The following is an 18,339-nucleotide window of genomic DNA, read 5'->3' as shown; positions in this document are numbered from 1 at the left end:
GGGCAAGCGAGAAGATTGCCCACTAAAATTCTTAAAGAACTGGTTCACTCAAATGTCAGAGTGACCTTGTCAAGCTTCGGTTTCGACTTGTTCTCGGTCGTGTCGGTGACTTTGACTTCGAACTGAAAGCCAAAGCCTGCGGGTAGATCTGACAAGTCGATCGAAGCTGGAGTCTTCTGTATCTGCTTGGCAAAACCAGGCGTGTAGTCGTACGTTTCTTTGACTCGTTGCCAATCGCCCCAGTGATCGACGCTGCCGTCACCATCGGTATCGACCCCGACACGAGCTTCGACTGATTCGACCCAAGGACCGGCGCTGACATAATCGGTTTTCATTTGAGTCGCCAGATAGAACTTCCCTTCAGCGAAGCAAATATCCGGGTCAGGGTGCCCCTTGCCGAGGGAATCGCAAAACGAAAAGGGGCCGTCAATGCTCGACGCCGTGAACCACCCGACGCTCATGTTCTTGCCTTCAGCAGGATCAAAGTCGCAAAACAGGTAGTACTGCCCGCCGATGCAAATCGCTGACCAATCGCCGTAGGCGTTTTGCTCTGGCTCGTGTATCTCGTACTCGGCCACATTTGTCATGAAACGTTCGGGATTCTCCTTGACCCAGTGCGGATGATTGTAAGTTCCAATCTGGCCGGTTGGTTTCGTGCGCTCGTCCACCGGGGGCGAGAGCAGCTTGAAGTCCTGAATTCCGTCAGGACTGACAGCGTGAGCCGCAAGCGGAGAATCCCAGGCGTGGGTCCGCGCGTTGATGGGACTCCAATCTTCCACAATCAGATGAAACTTCCCGTCAAGGTCGCGGATGATCGCGCAGTCAGACCCATGGGAAGGATCGTCGTAGGCCATCCCCTTGTTGTCGCCTGGAAGACCGTCGAACAGGTCGGCGTCGACATAGACGTGAGGGTCCTGGTCATTGGGAAAGTCATAGTAGAAGTACGCTTTTCCATCGGCAAACTCAGCGGTCGTCATCCACTTGCCGACACTCTCAGTAATGGGTCCGTGATGAACCCAGTTGACCATGTCGCGGCTTTGCCAGGCGTGATAGCCTCCGGTTCCCTTTTTCAATCCGCCGGCCGCGTCAAATTGATTGGGAAACTTAGTCGTTTTTAACGGTATGTCGAAACCTTCCAGCGTAGCTGGCTCAGGAGTAAACGGCGGCAACGGGCTCTTGCCATCCTTTTTGGATTCTTTCATGTAGCGACCAAACATCCAGTAATTATCTGGCCCAAGACTCAACATCACTGGAGCATCTCCCAGATTGACAGGACCCAAGTTCTCTGTCGGCTCCCAATTCAACCATTCCGGTGACTGCTCGAAAACAATTGACTGGGCTGAGTGCTTCTTATCGAATGTCTTTAGTGCGCTTTGCAGTGTAGCCGAATTGCCGGTCGGGCTCGCTACACCGTCCTTCAACTCCAGTCCTGATTTTGCGGAGCCCGGTTCTGCTGGAATGGCTTCCTCCCACTGGGCCTGACTGTCAATGACCCAAGCCTCACTCGCCTCCGCATTGGCCATCGCAAGAGTGGTTGCGATCAGAAGAGCCATCGTGAAAAGTCGCTTACAATTCATATTGCACCATTGTATTCGTTTCATTGTTTGATTAGCCAAATATTTCTGAACTTCACTTCGGAGTCATGGTCTTGCAGGATGATGTGCGAGAGCGGTTTTTCGGGGTATGCGCCATATTTGTTCCGCCGTACCGAAAGCTTGTAGTCGTCGTGGATAAGCACTCCGTTAAGCCGCACAGTGACACGGGCGTTCTTGTTTTCAGCAATATACTCGTGTTCGCGAAACCGTGCCGCCTGATACTCTAAATCGACCGTTTGCCACAGGCCCGGTCCCAAAGCTGCATTCGAGTCGGGTGCACGTATTAGATAGATCGCGCCGCAGTCGTTGAGACCAGGACGCTTCTTGCCTGCACTGTTGAGAATCTGGAGCTCGTACAACGGTCCAAAGAATAGCCCACTGTTGCCGGTGCCTTCCTTGGGTAACTGAAACTCGAGGTGCAGGCGGTAGTCGCCGAATTTCTCCTTCGTGCAAAGAACCTGCTTTCGACGCTTGCCTTCGAATTCAAAGGCGATCTGCATAGCGTCGCCATCGACAAGCTTCCACTGGATTTCGTTCTGATCGTCGTTCGGATTGATCCACTTCCACGAAAAAGGCTTCCAGGCATCGAAGTTCGATCCATCGAACAGCACCACCGCCTCAGTAGGCGGAGCGAGTCCAAGTGTTGACATCGAGGAGTCCTCTGTCGTGACAGGAGTGACTGCTGCGACTTGAGCGAATGTAACGCCGCTCGGGGTACAAATCGTAATAGGTACGATGAGAAGAAAGATCGTCCATTGAAGTTGGTTATACATTGGTTGCTACCTTGCCATTGTCTCTTAAGTTTGCTTCTTCAACTCTTCGGTCTTCACTGCCATCGAGGCCGCAACATCACGTTCTTTCATGCACCTTTTCGGGACCTTAAGGCTCGTGAAACAAGTATCCTACTCCATTTTTATGTGCGATTCTGGAAAGCGAAGCCGTTGATTTACGTTTTGCCTAGCGTTGCATTCCAAGTCGACCTTGCGAGTTTTCTCGAGAGCTTAATCGGAAACAGAGATGATAACTCTCGGGAGGCGTTGTTTGCAAAATCGCAACGCCTTCAAAGGATCATAGGCTCCAGAGTTGGCTCAGATTCGCTGGCTCTACAGGAGTCCTACACAATAACTTACTCATCCCCTAATAATGCGCGAACGCCTCTAACGTGACGGTTTTACGAAGGAAAGCGATTCCTCATGTTGATTGCGGACGATCGTGCACTCTACGGTTGAGCCCGATTCGATTGATTCATATCGCCTCCAAAAGTTCTTCTTGGTGGTCACTTCTTTGCCATTCATCGCCTTGATCAGATCGTGTTTTCGGAAGCCCTGCTTAGCTGCGTAACTATCGGCTGGCAACGACTCGAAAAATACTCCTTTGCGATCGGGTGCGCCCAATACCGATTGCGTGGCCATATCGGTGATGCTGGCGATCATGCCGCCCATCAACGGCTCTGCGGTTGCGGCGGCCGATGCACCGGAACCGATGGTAATTGCGGGTGGTTGTGGCGCGCCGGGCTTACCGAACTGGTCCATCGGAAAGTTGTTGAAACCCAAAGCGAGCGCGGGAGACTCTCTCTTAACGCGGTAGTCGTTGGATGCTGGATCGACAAACATCGGATCGGCAATTTCTGAGTGAACATCCCAGCCAACTTTCGCCCAACCGCCATCGCCAAGGGCGACCTCGTCTCCGCTATTCCAGAACAGGTTGTAATCAAGCACACAGCCCATTTTCTTCGCCCGGGATGACTTAAGATACTTGGTGTTGTAGGCCACATCGTTGACCAAGATGTTGTTGGTAAACTTGTCGCGGCACTCGTTGTACCAAACATGGAACTCACCCCGTTTGTTGATTTGAATGTTGTTGTAGACCACACGGTTGAATCCCTCGCGCAGCTTAATATCCGTATTCAGTAAGAGGTTGTTGTAGATTTCGTAGTTACTAGACCCATCGTCCAAGTCGATGCCGAACGAACTGGGCTGGTCGTAGTGCACACGGTTGTTGCGAATGATGGTGGTCTTCCAGGCATCGAGCGAGGCGTACTTAGATTTAACCTCTCCCTTGGAACCACTGTGGTTATAGCCGCCGATGGAATAGAACCGATCACGACCCCATGAATTGAACGGCCCGTGATCATGCGTTTCATTTACGCAGTCAAAGATGTCGTTAAATTCAAACACGTGACCGCCCCAGGTCCCGTCGCACACATTCAGTGCGGCACGTGGACTACCGTGAACTGTGTTGTGGCTGACCTTAATGCTCTCCGCCATCGAGATATTCACGCCAGCGGTCTGTTTCTCAAAGCGTCCGTTATCTTGCATGTGGTTCCTACTGATCGTGATATCTTTGGGATAATCCTCTGTCAGTGGTCCGGCTTTGCCATCAATTTCACCCTCCTCGGTAATATGATCATCCCATGAATTGATATGGCGCAATGCCTTGGTGCTTCCTACTACATTGACGCAGGTGGCACCGTTCTCAATAAACTCATTGTCGATGATCAAATGATTGCGGTTGTAGGCACTCAAGAAGATGGCATTGCCGCCGACTCTGTCGAAACAAGAGTCGGAAATCGTGACGTTCTCCGCATCTTGAATGAAGAGGGCTCCGGCACGGGCCAGACGCCAGTCGCTGCGCTGCAGACCTTCGTATTCGCGAGTGAACAAGGTGCGGTGCGTGCCGGTAAACGTAAGGTTGCGAAACGCCAGATGTTTTACCTTCTTCTCCGGTGTACCCACGATGCGAATCAACTCTTCAAGTGAGGCACCCTCATAGGTTGCCGTGTAAGGATCTATACCCGCCGGTGGATAGAAGTAAAGATTGCCGTCTGTTTCGTCATAGAACCATTCCCCCGGGGCATCGAGTTCCTCGAAAAGGTTCTCAACCATACGGTATTTTCTGTGCAGGCCTTTTCCGCGATTGTTGTCACCCACCCAATCAAGCTGCGGATCGCCATTGGGTTTGACGCCGATAATCTTATACGAGTTTCCGCCCCACTCGTTGTTGTGCAAACCCCGTACAAAACCGGTTGTAGGGTCAGACCATCGGGATACGCGTGATTTGCTCAGAGCATCAGGTGCATAGCCATCGAGAATTTTCACCTTCGGATCAAAGTTCGGGTAACGCGCCAATATTTGCAGATCGCCGTCAACGAACAGTATGTCAAACTTCAGCCCGGTTTCGACGCGCGCCACAAGTAGATCGCCCTCATGGGGGCTCCATTTTGGAGACAGCGGAATGGATCCGCTGATAATGGCCGTTTCATCGGGGTAAGCGGAATACGTAACCGGCACAGAAGAAGAACCTGAATCCGCTGGTCCGAACACGAGGGTGTCTTCCAGGTAATAGGTTCCGCCCCGTATCCAAACATTGATTTCCTCTGTGGCACTGGGCAGGGCATCACGCACCGATTGCTGGGCTTTCTCCAGCGTCTTGAACGGTTCGGTAATTGTTCCCGGGTTGGTATCACTTCCCACAGGAGCAACATAAAACTCTGTCGCAACGCACTGCGTGCAAACTATTGAAAACAACAACGCTAATGTCCACGAGCAATATCTAGGCGGGTATTTCATGAAGTTTTCCTTGAGCTTGATATTTAATAGACATTGTTACCCGGACGTGTTTGCAGTTGGATACCTCGTCCGGAACTTCTGCTAGTACAACGCGAGCCAGATCACTCGGATAGTTCTACCGCACAGCTTCCTTATACATTTCCTCAGTCCGCTTCCGCAACTTCTGCAACACCTCAGCATGCTCCGGACTATTCACCAGATTAGTTTGTTCCTGCGAATCAATTTCTAAATCATACAACTCTTCGATTGGAGGACTCTGTTCGTAGTAGACAAAATACTTCCACCGAACTGTACGTATTCCACGGGAACGATAGGATTCGTTGGCATCAATCAGCTTCTGATTGATGTCATCTACATTCGGCTTACGCTTTGAGCGGAATAGCTTAACAATAAAAAGGTCCTCCATAAGGACCGCATCCCGCCATTCGGACATGTCCTGTGTCTGATTCAAGATCCCGCTGAAATCACGCCCCTGCATCGTGGCCGGGGGTTTCAATCCTGCGATCGAAAGAATCGTCGGTGCCATGTCAACGGAAGAAATCAGGGCATCTTCACGACGACCTTGTTTGGAGTCAGATATCCGCCCGTCAAAAACAATGAGCGGCGCCCTGACCGATTCTTCGTAGAGTAGGCACTTATCGAACAGACCGTGCGATCCCTGAAATCGCCCATTGTCACTGGTGTAAATGATAACCGTATTCTCAAGCTGGCCCATCTCCTTCAGTTTCTCCATCATCAGCCCCACTTGCTGATCGACACTGTATCCCTGAGTCGCAAAACGGCGCACCAGGTTTTCATACATCGCAGGGGTTGATGAACGCTGGCGATGCAGCGGCACACCACGGGCGTGATCTTTCACCACCTGCGGAAGTTTTTCATTATCGCCTTCCACCCAGTTGTCCGGCGCCGAGAATCCGTAATCTTTGAACTGCTGATAATGCGGCATATACATATCTCTGTCGCTGTCATGTTTGACGGCATAGAAACTGACAGAAAGGCAAAACGGTTGGTCTTTGGGCTGGGTATCCAAGAACCGCAGGATAGCCTCGCCAGTCTTCAGCGTACGTCCCGTGCCTTTGCGCCCCGCTCGGTAGATTTCCTGCAGGCCTGGATCATTGGCTGGCCACAGTTCGAGGCCCCTAGAAGGCACAGTTTCACTGCCGGCAAAAAAGTCAAAGACCTCACCTGTATTCACTTCGTAATAATGCTCTCTTGGCGTACTTGGCCGCTGCGCCTTCTCGGTAACCGTGAATCCCACCTTGCCGATAAAGCCGGTTCGATATCCTTCCTCCTTGAGCATTGCGGGGTAGCCCTTGGCAAAATCGGCCTGCGACAAGGTATAGTCGTTAGGTGCCACGAATCCCACTCGGTGATTGGAAACATGTCGACCAGTCATCATCGTCACCCGGCTAGGCATACAAATCGCAACTGCACAAACAGCTTGATCAAAGACAACACCCTGTTTTGCTAGTTGGTCAATATTCGGCGTCTTGAATTCCGGTCGTCCGTAGCAGCCCATGTTGTCCCAACGTTGATCATCCGTCATCAGGAAGATGATATTGGGGCGATCCTGCGAACGGGCAATTGGAGTAAACAGGCTTGCCGCTACTAGGAATAGCGGCACCAATAGCTGGATTTGTTTCATGTCTTCTGCTCACGATTATTCTGCAAATCAGAACTATTCGATGCTGGAAGTGGCCCCCTGGCTCTTGGGGCTAGGATCGACCACTTCCAGACGCTGAACAAGTTTACGGACCGTCCACTATTTCTTCTTTGGCTTTCCAACGACATTCCCCTCCAGATCCACCTTCTTCGTTCCCTTCAAAGCCGTCACTGCATTCGACTGAATCGCATTGGCATGATGCTGTTCTTCAGTAGTTACTATTTCAAATGCCCAAGCATGCTGACTGGCTCCCAAGTCGGATGGCGGGGTGATTCGCAAACCGTCAGGAGTGATCTTCCAGCTCACTTCGCTTTCCGCTCCGAGCAGCTTGACGGATTTGATCTGATCCGCCGTCCACCCACTCGTCGCTGCGATCGTGAAAGGCACTACCGGCTTCTCAAGCGAGATGGCGTAGAGATTCTTTTCTCTTGTGGTGAATGCCAGATGCCCTTTCTCCTGATTGTTTACCTTCCAGTAGCGCGAACCGTAGATGGCGTCGCCGTTGATCTTCAGCCAATTGCCCATCGCTTGCAAACGCTCCACCTGCTCCGGAACGAGCGTGCCGTCACCCTTCGGCCCAATGTTGATTAGAAAGTTTCCGTTGCGGCTCACGACTTCAATCATTTCGTGAATTACACTCTCAACCGTCTTGTATCGATCTCCCTTCTTATAGCCGAAAGAGGAACCGAAGGTCGTGCAGCTCTGCCATTTGGGACCGATCACTTTGAGCTTCAGATTGTCCTTTTCCAAGCAGCCCACGCCATCGGGCCAGTTTCGATTCCCACCTTTGTTGTTGCAGTATACTTCCTGACCACGTGCCGCCCCGTCGTTCATAAAGTCGGTGATCATGCCACGGACCTGGTCGTCCAAATACTTAATCTCAGGCTTTGCCTTGCCGTTACGAACGCGATTACCATCGCGGGTGTAGATAGGAAAGTCATCAACCCACAGCATGTCGGGATGGTACTTTGCCTGGATCTCCTTCCAGCGGGCGACATAGTCATCGACAAACGCTTTGCTGTAGCTGAACTCAGGCCCGTAGAGCATGGCCGCCTCGGGAACACGTCTGATTTCCTCAGCAATGTCGGGGCGCGGCTCGCTGTGAACCACATACTTCTCCATGGCAAAAAAGCCCGTATGGCGCTCGCGGTGATACGACGGCGCGTACTTAAGTCCCCGTTTCCGAACGGCCTTGCCCAGGTCGCCGACCAAATCGCGATGCGGTCCTTTGTCCACCGCGTTCCAGGGCGTAAGATCGGAATCCCAATTGGCCCAGCCGTCGTGATGCTCGGCGGTCAGCACAACATATTTTGCGCCAACCTCTTCAAAGAGCTCCGCCCAGGCATCCGGATCCCAATTCTCCGCTGTGAATTCAGGAATGATATCCTTGTAGCCGAACTCAGGCGGGTGCGCCCCCCAACGCTGCTTCATGTAGGGATAGTAATTTTTCGGATCGGCGTAAAACAGTTTCGGCACATGCTCCGCATAGCCGCCTCCCTTGCGATAGCCGATCGCACTGTAGGGTCCCCAATGGATGAAAATGCCGATCTTTCCGTCATCGAACCAAGCAGGAACCGGCATCTTCTGTAGTGATTCCCAAGAACCATCGTAGGGTTGCTTTTTTGCTCCGGCGTTCGACTCAAAAGCATGAGTCTCAAGAGGAGAAGCAGATTGACTAAATGCCAGCAGGCATATCAGTGACAGAGTGATTTTGTTCATTGTTCCTTCTGCTTTCTACTTTTCCATAAGTTGATCGCCGAGACATCGTTTTTAAGTGCCGGCCCGTTGGTGCTGCGTCCGTTCGTAATATCGTCCTCCAACATTTTGAGCAAACGCGCAGTAACTTTGGGATGTGACTCGTAAAGATTCGTTTTTTCGCCCGGGTCGTTCTCCATGTCATACAGCTGAGCGATCGGGCTACCGTTTTTGGCAGCCGCCGCTTCTCTGGGGGCAGTCCATCCGCCCGAGCCCCTGGCTAGTAGTAGCTTCCATTTTCCATGACGATAGGCAAAGTGCCCGCTGATGGAATGGTGAATCACGCCGTTGCGAGAGCAAACAATAGGCTTCCCGCTCAATGCCGGCAGAAAACTAACACTGTCTTCGCCGGCGCCCGCGGGTAATGCCGCTCCCAGCAAGTCCGCACAGGTAGCCATCAGATCGGTTTGACAGATCGTTTGAGCGCATTGGCTTCCCGCTTCGATGATGCTTGGCCAACGTACAAAGAACGGAACGCGATGTCCGCCGTCCCAGAGATCCGCCTTCGAACCACGCAAGTGCGCACTAGGATAGTGCCCCAGGGCCTCGAGTTCCGAAATCTTGGCTGCCTTGGAGCAACCATTGTCGCTGGTGACAATGACGATCGTCTTCTCGCTCAGTCCGGTAGCGTCGATAGCATGGATGATCTGTCCAATCACATCGTCGGTCTGCATCACAAAGTCGCCGTACTTGCCTAGCCCACTTTTGCCGATCCATTCTTGCGTGGGTGCGATGGGCGTGTGAGGTGAGGTTAGTGGCACGTAGACGAAGAAGGGGACGTCAGCAGTTTGCTGGGCGATAAATTCAGCGGTCTTCTTTCCAAGATTGGGGAGTACATCTACCGCTTCAAAATCGGCGTGAGCCAGCCCTTTGCGAAGAAATGTCTTCTTGGTCGTGCACTGACCTACAAACTGGTCGTTCTCGATATAGATGTAGGGGGGCATATCCAACGATGCAGAGATGCCATAGTAGTAGTCGAATCCGTGGTGAACCGGACTGTCGCTGATCACCCCGTTCCAATCCACATTGGACCCTTGCTTGTTTGCTTCCTTTCCGTCTGCCGTCGGCATGGCGAGTCCCAGGTGCCACTTGCCGATGCAGGCCGTGTGGTAACCACTCTCTTGCAACAGCCCAGCCACGGTCAGCCGGTCTTTGGCGATCAGTGGGGTGCTGTAACCCCAGAGGACCCCGTTCTGTAAATGCGTTCGCCAGTTGTAACGCCCGGTTAAGACGCCATAGCGAGTTGGTGTGCAAACCGACGATGTGGTGTGCGCGTCGGTAAACGTCATACCCTGTGAGGCCAGTCGATCCATATGTGGCGTGGTGATCTTGCCTCGCTCCGGATTGAGGCACTGCACATCGCCATACCCAAGATCATCAGCCAGGATGAAGACGATATTCGGTTGACGCCTTTCATCACCAATAGCAGCACTGCCATCGCTTCTGGCAACGCTGCAGAGATTGAAGAACGCAACGACTGCAAAGGCAGAATGCACGAAGCGGTTGGTCATGGTATTTCCTGTGCCTAGACTCCAGAAAAACAGGCTCCACTTATGGCGCCCTTCTTGTTAGAGAAGTATGCCACCAGTTTCGTGGGGACCATTGCTATGCGGAGTGGAGCCATACGGTTTGGTTGTTATATATTAGGGTCCTTGTCATGCGTTCTTCAACAGCTTAGGGCTTTCCGTTTCTATCTGAGGTTGCGCTCACCGCCTGCTTAGCGACCATGTCTACCAAACCAAAGAGAGGGCAGCACAAGCCAGCAGGAGGGGGGCCTGGCTCCGGCACAGTCGTTACGTTAATGGTGAGGGCTAGTCGGTAATTGGCTTCCCAGTCAGCCAAACTCCCAAGATTGGAATTACATTGCCAAGCCAGGAAATCGAGTCCATCCACGTCACCGTCTCGATCAAATTCACCCGCATCGGCAAGTTCAAATCAGATGATTACCACCAATTGAGCAGGGAAGACATTGACCCAAAAGCCTTGCGCATCCGCATCGAAGGTAACCGGTAGCGAGAAGATCTCATTGAGACTGATGTCATTGTCGATCGCACCGTAGAACGTCGTCTCGACGCTCGCTGCATCGGTCAAAAGCTGCCCCGTTATTTGATCAATTGGCCGATTGAATATCGTGTTGTCAGCATTAACTATCCAGAACTGGACAGAGTTGCCTTCAACAAACGCCTGATAGAGTGGCTCGTCGTCAGGATCTCCCTTGCCATCGCAGCTTGGAGTAGTAGAAAACGGCTGAGTGCCAAGCGTGGTGTTGATGACTTCACGCTTTATGAAGGTCAGATAGTCGGCGACCATCGTGCTGTAGTGATCGGGACTGTGGCGTTGGACGGTGTTGCCAAAAATCCCGCCGGTTTCAACGGGCCACTGCGCAGCCCCTTCACTCACCCATGCAGGGAACGTATTAGCCCTTTGTAGCTTGAGACCGGAAAAAATTTCGACGTCGGGATTCACAGCCAGGACCGATCGAATCGCATCGACCTCAGTGCTGTAGGCAGAAGTGCCAACGCTTCCGTCCGCGTTGTGTGCCGTCGCAAACATCGGGATGCGGAGGATGTTTGCGTCGAAATGTCCATTAAGGTCTTGAGCTTCACCGATCGTGTTAAATCGCGTCGGCCAGGCTTTGATGTTCCAACCACCGCGGATGTTCGTCGCGCCAACGGGTGAAGCAGGATCGATCGTCACTCCAAACGCAGCGGTATGTGCGAGCACGAGGGTAATCAGCACACAATGCAGTGAGATCTTCAACACAGGCACTATTGAAATGATATAGAATATGAATGGAAGGGTGATCAGTGAGTGGTCAGTTCTCTGTTGATAAAGCTTCGCCGATGCACCGTCACCGTTATTACTCCGCATCGCTCCGATCAAATTACGAAGAATTCTACGGAATTGTTAAAAAGTAATGCGATGCGGGGGGAACAAATCGTGGAAATTACGAGTTCCTCCCAAGAACCCACGATTGGCGCACGCCAGGATTCCCCGTTTGGGTTGATCGGAAATGAGCCTGGAATATTGAGCCGGGAACGGCTCAAACCGTAGTTTACAACCTATTCCAATGCCGCATCCCCGGTGCGTGTCGCCTAGTGAAGTTCTAGACACTCCGCCGCTACTGATGTTTGAGGCTCTGCAGGGTACTGTTTAAACCGTCAGGGAGCTTCTAGGTTGATTTCGGCGCGCAGTCTCTCTGCCAGCGTGCAACTCAGCTACCGCGACTCTGCCGTCCTTCGTTCTTCAATACGCTGGGACGGGAGGCTTACTAGTAGAATCTCTCTACAAACGTTTTTTTTTACTTCCCAATCGAGCTCGATCTTGACGTCGTCCCTTGCTGAGTCGACTTCGAATTCGAGTCCAGAAGTCTCGGCATCGGCGTATTTTTTTGGTGCGTGCCAGCGCTGTGCCACTTCACCCATGGGCTCGACGCCCCTGACTTGTACCCGGTACTTGCCGGGCGGCACACCGTCCCCTGGTTCGTAACAAGTGAGCGTAAATCGGCCGGCTTCATCGAGAGCCCCCGCCGCCCGGCCTTCCCTGTCCAGGAACGAAGAGAACCGAGCCGTGCGTCAGCGGCTTGCCATCAATGAGAACGACTCCGGATACAGCAACCCGCTCCGGTCGGCCATCTCCACATCCAGAAAGCAAGCCGAGAGTAAGCACTACGGCTAACGCCACTCCTTCCCTGCGTCGGGATCGGTGCCATCTGCTCCCGAGCGATAATTTCAACCCCTGTAGTCCTGCCTCTATCATCCGACTCTCCAAATTTCAGATGTCAAATTCCAGCTTACATCACTCCGATATCACTTCGCCCCGATCGCGCGTCGAGGCCTGCTGATACGTTACGTGGTCGATATTCTCCGTGATGAACCCGACATGCCCATCGGCGTAGGTAAAGTTAGCACCACCTGGATGCGTACTGGAAAAACGACCGTTGGATGCTTCGGCACCGCCCATACCGATGAGTAGCCCCGTACCACTGTCGAGGCCCATTGGGAAGTTAAGTGGAGTAGCGCTTGAGCGCATGCTCGACTGCCCGCGGTTGCCATTGGTCCAAATGTTCGATTGCTTGCTGAAGTGACCGTCGATAGTCTCGCCTACAAAAATAGTATTGCTCGTTCCGTCGGTCACCTGAGATAGGCGAAGCTGTGTGGAGTAGAAGAACATCCCATTGTTACTGTACTTGGCATTAATTCTTAGCGCAGGATCCTGCTGTGCATCATTGATATCGTTGCAAGTGAAGCTTGGTCCACAGGAACCCATTGAGCCCGCGTAGCTACCCGTCGCTGGGGAAAAAGAAACGCCGTGGAGTTGCTCCGAAACAAGCTGCAGCTCACCATTGCTAGGGCAGGCGTATGCGTCTGGCCGGGTGCCAACTGCAATCTGAACCGCAGGCTCGCTGTCAGCCCAAGTGTTGTTGTTAGCCCACAGCGCGACTTCATCCGGTGCCAGCTGGTCGAAGAGCGACTGTTGTTCGATGAAGGGAAGGATGTGAACGAATAGGCTTGCGCCGGCAACCGTCATGTCATAGCCCTCGAGGGCTTGTCTTCTTCGGGCAAAATTCTGCCAGCCCGGGGGCCGTACTATTGCAGCCCTGCCAACCGGCAGGAAAGAGTCCGTGGGTGCTCTCGTGGTTCAGCAGGCCAATGCCAATCTGTCTCAGATTATTGACGCGCTGCATCCGTCGAGCTGCTTCGCGCGCCGCCTGCACCGCCGGCAAGAGTAAGCCGACTAACACACCGATAATGGCGATGACGACCAGCAGTTCCACGAGTGTAAAAAAGCGGCGTTTCCGCTACGACTAGTGTTCCGTTTTCGACGGGGTGATACCAGCATGGTCGAACTTACAAACTGGGGGAGAAGAGAAGAATTGATGATAAGTTGGGACGAACCGCGAATTTTGATTTCATCAAGTTCACGCTAACGGCACCCAACACGGCCATTCAGCTTTAGTCGGTTGCAGCCAATATTGTCCTATTTAATTCTACGCTATTACAGGATTCGCCAAACACCGGCCCGCAAGTACTCCGCACCCGCAAGCTCAGATTACCAATGAATCTACGAAAATGCCGACATTATAAGAGTTGTTCAGTCGAAACATGACCGTCGTGGAACAAGTGCGTATCGCCAAGATTGCCTCTGTGGCAGACGGCGTCGTCGCGATTATTTCGGGTACGAAATTTCAGAAGCTGAATGTCGGCTACTTAGTCGGGTGGGCGTTTAGTGTGGCTGGGTCGGCCAATTTACCATCGCTGGTCATGCTGCTGTTCTGGAAAGGCACTACCAAGGCTGGCATCATCGCTGCGATCACCGTAGGCATGACGAGTCCACTAGCTTGAGCCTTGCTCAGTGTCGATACTTACACCGCAGTCTACGGAATCGATGGAAACAAAGCTCTCACGCCATTCAGTCAGACGGGAATCTGAACGCTACCGTTGGGTTTCTTGACGTTAGTTGTCGTTTCGTTGTTTATGCAAAATCGAGCTCAATTGGCTGGGCACTTGTGTCGTACTACAGCCCAACGACTTCACGCCAAGTTCTTGCCATGAGTCCATGCCCAGCCAGCGTGGGATGGACACCATCGCCGGCCCAGTAGTTCGGCTTCGTTCCCGCCGCGATGGCGGTGTCGAACATAGTTTGGAATGGGATCCAGACTGTCCCTGCGCTAGTGGCTACGTCTTTAGCCGCAGCGCGGCGTTGGTCCATTTCTGGAAACCACGAGTCGTTCACCGCACCGCACCGCAGAGCAAACGGCTCGCAGATCACAATCGTTGTCCTAGGGAGAGCCTTCTTGGTTTGCTCGATAAGTGCCGCAAAGCCTGTGCTGTAGTCTTCTACAGTGCCGTCGTACTTGCCGTTTAATTTGTGCCAGATGTCATTCACGCCAACCAGAATGCTAAGGATAGTCGGTTTTAGATCCAGGCAATCGTTTTTCCAGCGGCTGCTGAGATCAGGCACCTTGTTGCCGCTAATTCCCCGGTTGTAGATTCGTAAATTTGCAGCCGGATTCTGTTCGAGTAGGCCGGCCCCGATCAGCATCGGATAACCTCTGCCGAGTGTTGTGGCATTGTTCGGGTTGGCTTCAGTCTTGCGCGCACGGCCGGCATCCGTGATGGAGTCACCTTGAAAGAGGATCACTCCGTTGGAGTGCGGTTTTGAGGCAGCACTTACTTGGGCACGCGATGAACTAGCCTGAAGAGCCGCTGTTACACCTGCTGCAGCTGCAGAGGACATTAGCATTTGCCGGCGATTGATTGTGGATGACCTCATGGTAGTCTCGCAGGGTTTAGGGTGTTTGGGAATCAGAGCATAACTCGCCCCAGTTATGGGCTCCAGGGAGTTTGTCCGTTCTTCTCTCTAAGGAATCTCGCATCTACTGTCTTGTACCACTCGTGCAGTCGGTCACGCATGTGTTTGGCTACATCGAGGTTCGTGCTCGTGATGTCGGTTTGTTCGCCAATATCCTCCTCAAGATTGTAAAGGTGCACTCGGCCGTCCTCATAGCGTTCGACCAGCTTGAACTTACCTTCACGAATGGCTCCCCCCGGGAAACCGCCTTGGTTGCTGTAGTGAGGATAGTGCCAGAAGAGGGGACGCTCCGACAGTTCATTACCTGAAAGTGCGGGGATAAGGTTCACTCCATCGATTTCATGCTCGACTTTTACTTCCGCTGCTGCTGCTATCGTGGGAAACAGATCGTTCGAGTTGAGCGGCTCGTGACTTACTGAGCCGCCCAGTGTGACGCCAGGGTAGCGTACGATCCACGGTACCCGAATGCCACCCTCATAGATCCATCCCTTGCCACAACGGAGCGGCATATTGCTTGTCGGAGATCCTTCTGATGTGCATAGTCCGCCGTGATCGGAAGTGAAAACGACAACTGTATTTTCCGTGAGGCCGGACGCTTCTAGTTGCTCCAGTACTTTGCCGATCGCTTGATCAGTGGCTTCGACCATCGCAGCGTAGACGGCATGATTCTGAATAACCCTGACCTTGCGTACGTCTTTCGTGAGGAAAACCTGCTCCTCCGCTTCGAAGACATTGCCTTCAACATCACTGGCTCTTTGATTGTATTTTTCTACTAGGTCAGCTCGTCCCATGAGCGGCGTGTGAACCGAGTAAAAGGACAAGTACGCCAAGAAGGGCTGCTGCTTGTGTTCCCTGATGAATGTTGCTGTTTCGCTGGCCAGCCGATCAGGTAGATGTTCTCCTGTTGGACTCTCGGGATTTAGCTCAGGGTTTTCAAAGGGGGCAAAGTATTTCTTGCCTGTGTAGGGTCCACCCTTGTGATGACCACCCATGTTGACATCGAAGCCTCGATTCTGAGGAAAGTATTCTTTGCTTGGTCCGAGGTGCCACTTGCCGGCAAAAAAAGTGGCGTACCCCTTGTCGTGCAAGGCTTGAGCGATGGTGATTTCATCCAGCGGCATGCGATCGTTCAATTCCGCCGGATGATATTTGCAGGACCTCTTGCCAGAGAAGAAATTGGTGCATTGCCTGCGCGTGGGGTACCTTCCTGTCATAAGGCTAAACCGCGTCGGCGAGCAGACGGGATTAGTGGCATAGCCATCGGTGAACCGCATGCCTGAACTTGCCAACCCATCGATGTTGGGCGTGTCGTAGAAACAATTGGGGTTGTTAGCTCCGATGTCCATGTAGCCTAAGTCGTCGACGACAATGACAAGAAAATTCGGCAGGCGCTCACTTTCTGCCTGAGCAAAACGGGCAAGCTGAGAAACAGTAGCAAGAATAAGAATCGAAAGTAAGCATTTTCTTAAGATCATAGCTGAATATCGGACTTGTCTTGATGGGTTGGACTCTAATCGGGCATCTGTCACGCGTGAGCCTCCCGCACAGGCTTACTAGAAGTTATCCTGACCGTAGGCGCGTGGCCAGACAAGTAGTGGATTTTCGACACTCGATGCAATAACACTCTATTTCAGAAGTTTCAAAATGCAACCAACCTGGATTGTTACAGTAATGTTGGCCTTTGTGTGACGTTGAGTGCGCAGGCGGGAGAAATTGCGGTCAAAGCCTTCGACAGCATTCGGCTCTATACGCTCGAAAGTGCGTCTGGGAGGAAGGTAGAGATCACTAACTACGGCGCTACTAGTGCATCGATCATCGTTCCTGATCGCGACGGAGCATTCACCGATGTTGCCTTAGGGCATTCACGAGTCGAAGACTACATCAATGCAGTTGACAAGCCTTATTTCATCAATCACCCCGGGGCTTTGAAGTCCGAAAGGCGCGAATCACGGCTTGAGATGAAAATCGAAAGTCCGATTCCCGGATTCAATATCCATGGTCAGCTCAGACTCCTTATTGTATTTGGCTGGTAAGAGTTGCACTAAGTTTCCTCCTTGAAAATTTTCACCAGTGACGGGGTCCACAGACACTTTGCCGGAACGTTTCCAAGACTGAATCTCTACGCGATAACGGCCTTGCACAAGCCCTCTAACTGAAGCGACTTGATAAGCGCCCTTCTTGATATCTGCACCGGAGGTGGGTCCACTGGTCCCAGTCAGGGGGGTGAATTGCACGTACCCATGCTCAACAGGTACTCCATCAATACTGACTTCGCCATTGACTGAAAGACGACTAGGTTCGCTGCACCCTGTCAGCATAGTGGAAGCAGCAAGTAAAGCCGCCAAAAAGACGCGGCTCGAAAAATCTGATTTCATCATGGTACCAAATGGCTAAAACTTGCTATACGTAAGAAATTAGCCAACCTCCATTCACTATTCAAACGTTGCGGTATTGCCGTCATCGATCGCGGCAAGACTTCTCCACACGACAACATCGATTTCGTCCGGAATAAAACCGACGTGACCGTCTCCATAGGCAGCCAGCACCCCGCCTGGATGGGCGCTGCGAGCACTGGCGTGATACTCATGATACTGTCCACCAGATATCACTGGCATCCACGGGTTCATTTCATTCACAGCCCAGCTACGGCCCGCTCCCCCCACTGGCCCCGCGTCTGCAGCTCCATTGGGCGTGTTGAAATGCGTGTACCACGATGCCCCCGGCAGGAATAAAGACCAAACTCCTCGAACATCGACACAGTATTTGGAGTCACAATTTCCTGCATCGGTACCATCGTCATCCCTACCACTTAAGACTTCACTGGCGACGATGACATTAGAACTCCCATCTTCCATTCTTGCAAAAGTGGTGTCGCTATCCACGCCATAAGTGCCATCGGTGGTCCAGTCAACTTGGCTTCCATCGTGATCCATCCAAATCTGTTCCCCCGCTTGATCAGCAAGCATCGTGTTGCTGCCAAAACAGGTTACATAATTTGAGCGGGAGAAAAGTCTAGATGCGTTGGTTGTCGCAACGAGCCTTCCAGCAGCATCATCTGAAGGACAGGAAAGTGTAGGAAGTCTTATACTGGTAATCGCGATGTTTGCGTCTGCCTTCGCTTTGAAATTCCAACCATCCTGGAGCGAAACCTGCTCAATGAACGGAAGTAGGAAGACCTGTGCTGTTGCATTGAGTCCAAGCGAGTCTTCCCCATCGATTCCCTTCGGGAACTTTCCATGGCTTGACTCATAGTTGTGCATCGACAGCACGAACTGCTGCTGGTTGTTGATGCACTGGGCCCTTCGTGCGGATTCGCGGGCCGCTTGTACTGCGGGCAGCAAGAGCCCAACGAGCACGCCAATGATGGCAATCACTATTAGCAATTCGACGAGCGTAAAACCGCCAATCTTCACTCGTATGGCACGAGGGGATGATTGCATTG

14 protein-coding genes are annotated in these 18,339 nt (G+C 52.4%); 1 reads left to right on the top strand and 13 read right to left on the bottom strand.

Features of this window, described 5'->3' with window-relative positions; translation table 11 throughout:
• Positions 1 to 44: 44 nt before the first annotated feature.
• The 9 genes from HG15A2_RS20455 to HG15A2_RS24895 form a co-directional block, all read right to left on the bottom strand.
• Complete coding sequence (locus HG15A2_RS20455) at positions 45 to 1,553, bottom strand: glycoside hydrolase family protein (RefSeq protein ID WP_145062826.1); 1,509 nt, start codon at positions 1,551 to 1,553, stop codon at positions 45 to 47.
• A 44-nt stretch (positions 1,554 to 1,597) separates the two neighbouring features.
• Positions 1,598 to 2,368: a 3-keto-disaccharide hydrolase gene (locus HG15A2_RS20450; protein ID WP_145062823.1), complete on the bottom strand. Its 771-nt coding sequence runs from the start codon at positions 2,366 to 2,368 to the stop codon at positions 1,598 to 1,600.
• 384 nt (positions 2,369 to 2,752) lie between these two features.
• Positions 2,753 to 5,164 carry a PDZ domain-containing protein gene (locus tag HG15A2_RS20445; protein ID WP_145062820.1) on the bottom strand — a complete coding sequence of 804 codons (2,412 nt, stop codon included), beginning with the start codon at positions 5,162 to 5,164 and terminating at the stop codon, positions 2,753 to 2,755.
• A 115-nt stretch (positions 5,165 to 5,279) separates the two neighbouring features.
• Positions 5,280 to 6,809 carry a sulfatase-like hydrolase/transferase gene (locus HG15A2_RS20440; RefSeq protein WP_145062817.1) on the bottom strand — a complete coding sequence of 510 codons (1,530 nt, stop codon included), beginning with the start codon at positions 6,807 to 6,809 and terminating at the stop codon, positions 5,280 to 5,282.
• Between the two features lie 117 nt (positions 6,810 to 6,926).
• Positions 6,927 to 8,546: an alpha-L-fucosidase gene (locus tag HG15A2_RS20435; protein ID WP_145062814.1), complete on the bottom strand. Its 1,620-nt coding sequence runs from the start codon at positions 8,544 to 8,546 to the stop codon at positions 6,927 to 6,929.
• Positions 8,543 to 10,093, bottom strand: coding sequence for a sulfatase family protein (locus tag HG15A2_RS20430; protein WP_145062811.1), 1,551 nt, complete (start codon positions 10,091 to 10,093; stop codon positions 8,543 to 8,545). Before HG15A2_RS20430 ends, HG15A2_RS20435 begins: the two co-directional genes overlap by 4 nt.
• A 424-nt stretch (positions 10,094 to 10,517) precedes the next feature.
• Complete coding sequence (locus HG15A2_RS20425; RefSeq protein WP_218932142.1) at positions 10,518 to 11,345, bottom strand: hypothetical protein; 828 nt, start codon at positions 11,343 to 11,345, stop codon at positions 10,518 to 10,520.
• Between the two features lie 1,035 nt (positions 11,346 to 12,380).
• Positions 12,381 to 13,112 (bottom strand): DUF1559 family PulG-like putative transporter, encoded by a 732-nt coding sequence (locus HG15A2_RS20420; protein WP_145062805.1) that lies wholly within the window; start codon positions 13,110 to 13,112, stop codon positions 12,381 to 12,383.
• A 1-nt stretch (position 13,113) separates the two neighbouring features.
• Positions 13,114 to 13,359: a type II secretion system protein gene (locus tag HG15A2_RS24895; RefSeq protein WP_145062803.1), complete on the bottom strand. Its 246-nt coding sequence runs from the start codon at positions 13,357 to 13,359 to the stop codon at positions 13,114 to 13,116.
• Between the two features lie 313 nt (positions 13,360 to 13,672).
• Between HG15A2_RS24895 and HG15A2_RS20410 the strand changes: the two genes are divergently transcribed.
• Positions 13,673 to 13,927, top strand: coding sequence for a sodium:solute symporter family transporter (locus HG15A2_RS20410; RefSeq protein WP_246117810.1), 255 nt, complete (start codon positions 13,673 to 13,675; stop codon positions 13,925 to 13,927).
• Positions 13,928 to 14,099: 172 nt separating this feature from the next.
• Here the strand turns inward: HG15A2_RS20410 and HG15A2_RS20405 are convergent, their stop codons facing one another.
• The 4 genes from HG15A2_RS20405 to HG15A2_RS20385 form a co-directional block, all read right to left on the bottom strand.
• On the bottom strand, positions 14,100 to 14,858 hold the full coding sequence (locus HG15A2_RS20405; RefSeq protein ID WP_145062800.1) for an SGNH/GDSL hydrolase family protein: 759 nt from the start codon (positions 14,856 to 14,858) through the stop codon (positions 14,100 to 14,102).
• 53 nt (positions 14,859 to 14,911) lie between these two features.
• Positions 14,912 to 16,372: a sulfatase gene (locus HG15A2_RS20400; protein ID WP_145062796.1), complete on the bottom strand. Its 1,461-nt coding sequence runs from the start codon at positions 16,370 to 16,372 to the stop codon at positions 14,912 to 14,914.
• A gap of 471 nt (positions 16,373 to 16,843) precedes the next feature.
• Positions 16,844 to 17,275 carry a hypothetical protein gene (locus tag HG15A2_RS20390; protein WP_145062793.1) on the bottom strand — a complete coding sequence of 144 codons (432 nt, stop codon included), beginning with the start codon at positions 17,273 to 17,275 and terminating at the stop codon, positions 16,844 to 16,846.
• A gap of 54 nt (positions 17,276 to 17,329) precedes the next feature.
• Positions 17,330 to 18,337, bottom strand: coding sequence for a DUF1559 domain-containing protein (locus HG15A2_RS20385; protein WP_218932141.1), 1,008 nt, complete (start codon positions 18,335 to 18,337; stop codon positions 17,330 to 17,332).
• Positions 18,338 to 18,339 lie beyond the last annotated feature (2 nt).

It is taken from the genome of Adhaeretor mobilis, from assembly GCF_007741515.1.
GTDB lineage: Bacteria > Planctomycetota > Planctomycetia > Pirellulales > Lacipirellulaceae > Adhaeretor > Adhaeretor mobilis.
Note: the sequence above shows the minus strand (reverse complement) of the source record. Positions and strands in the feature narration are given on the sequence as shown.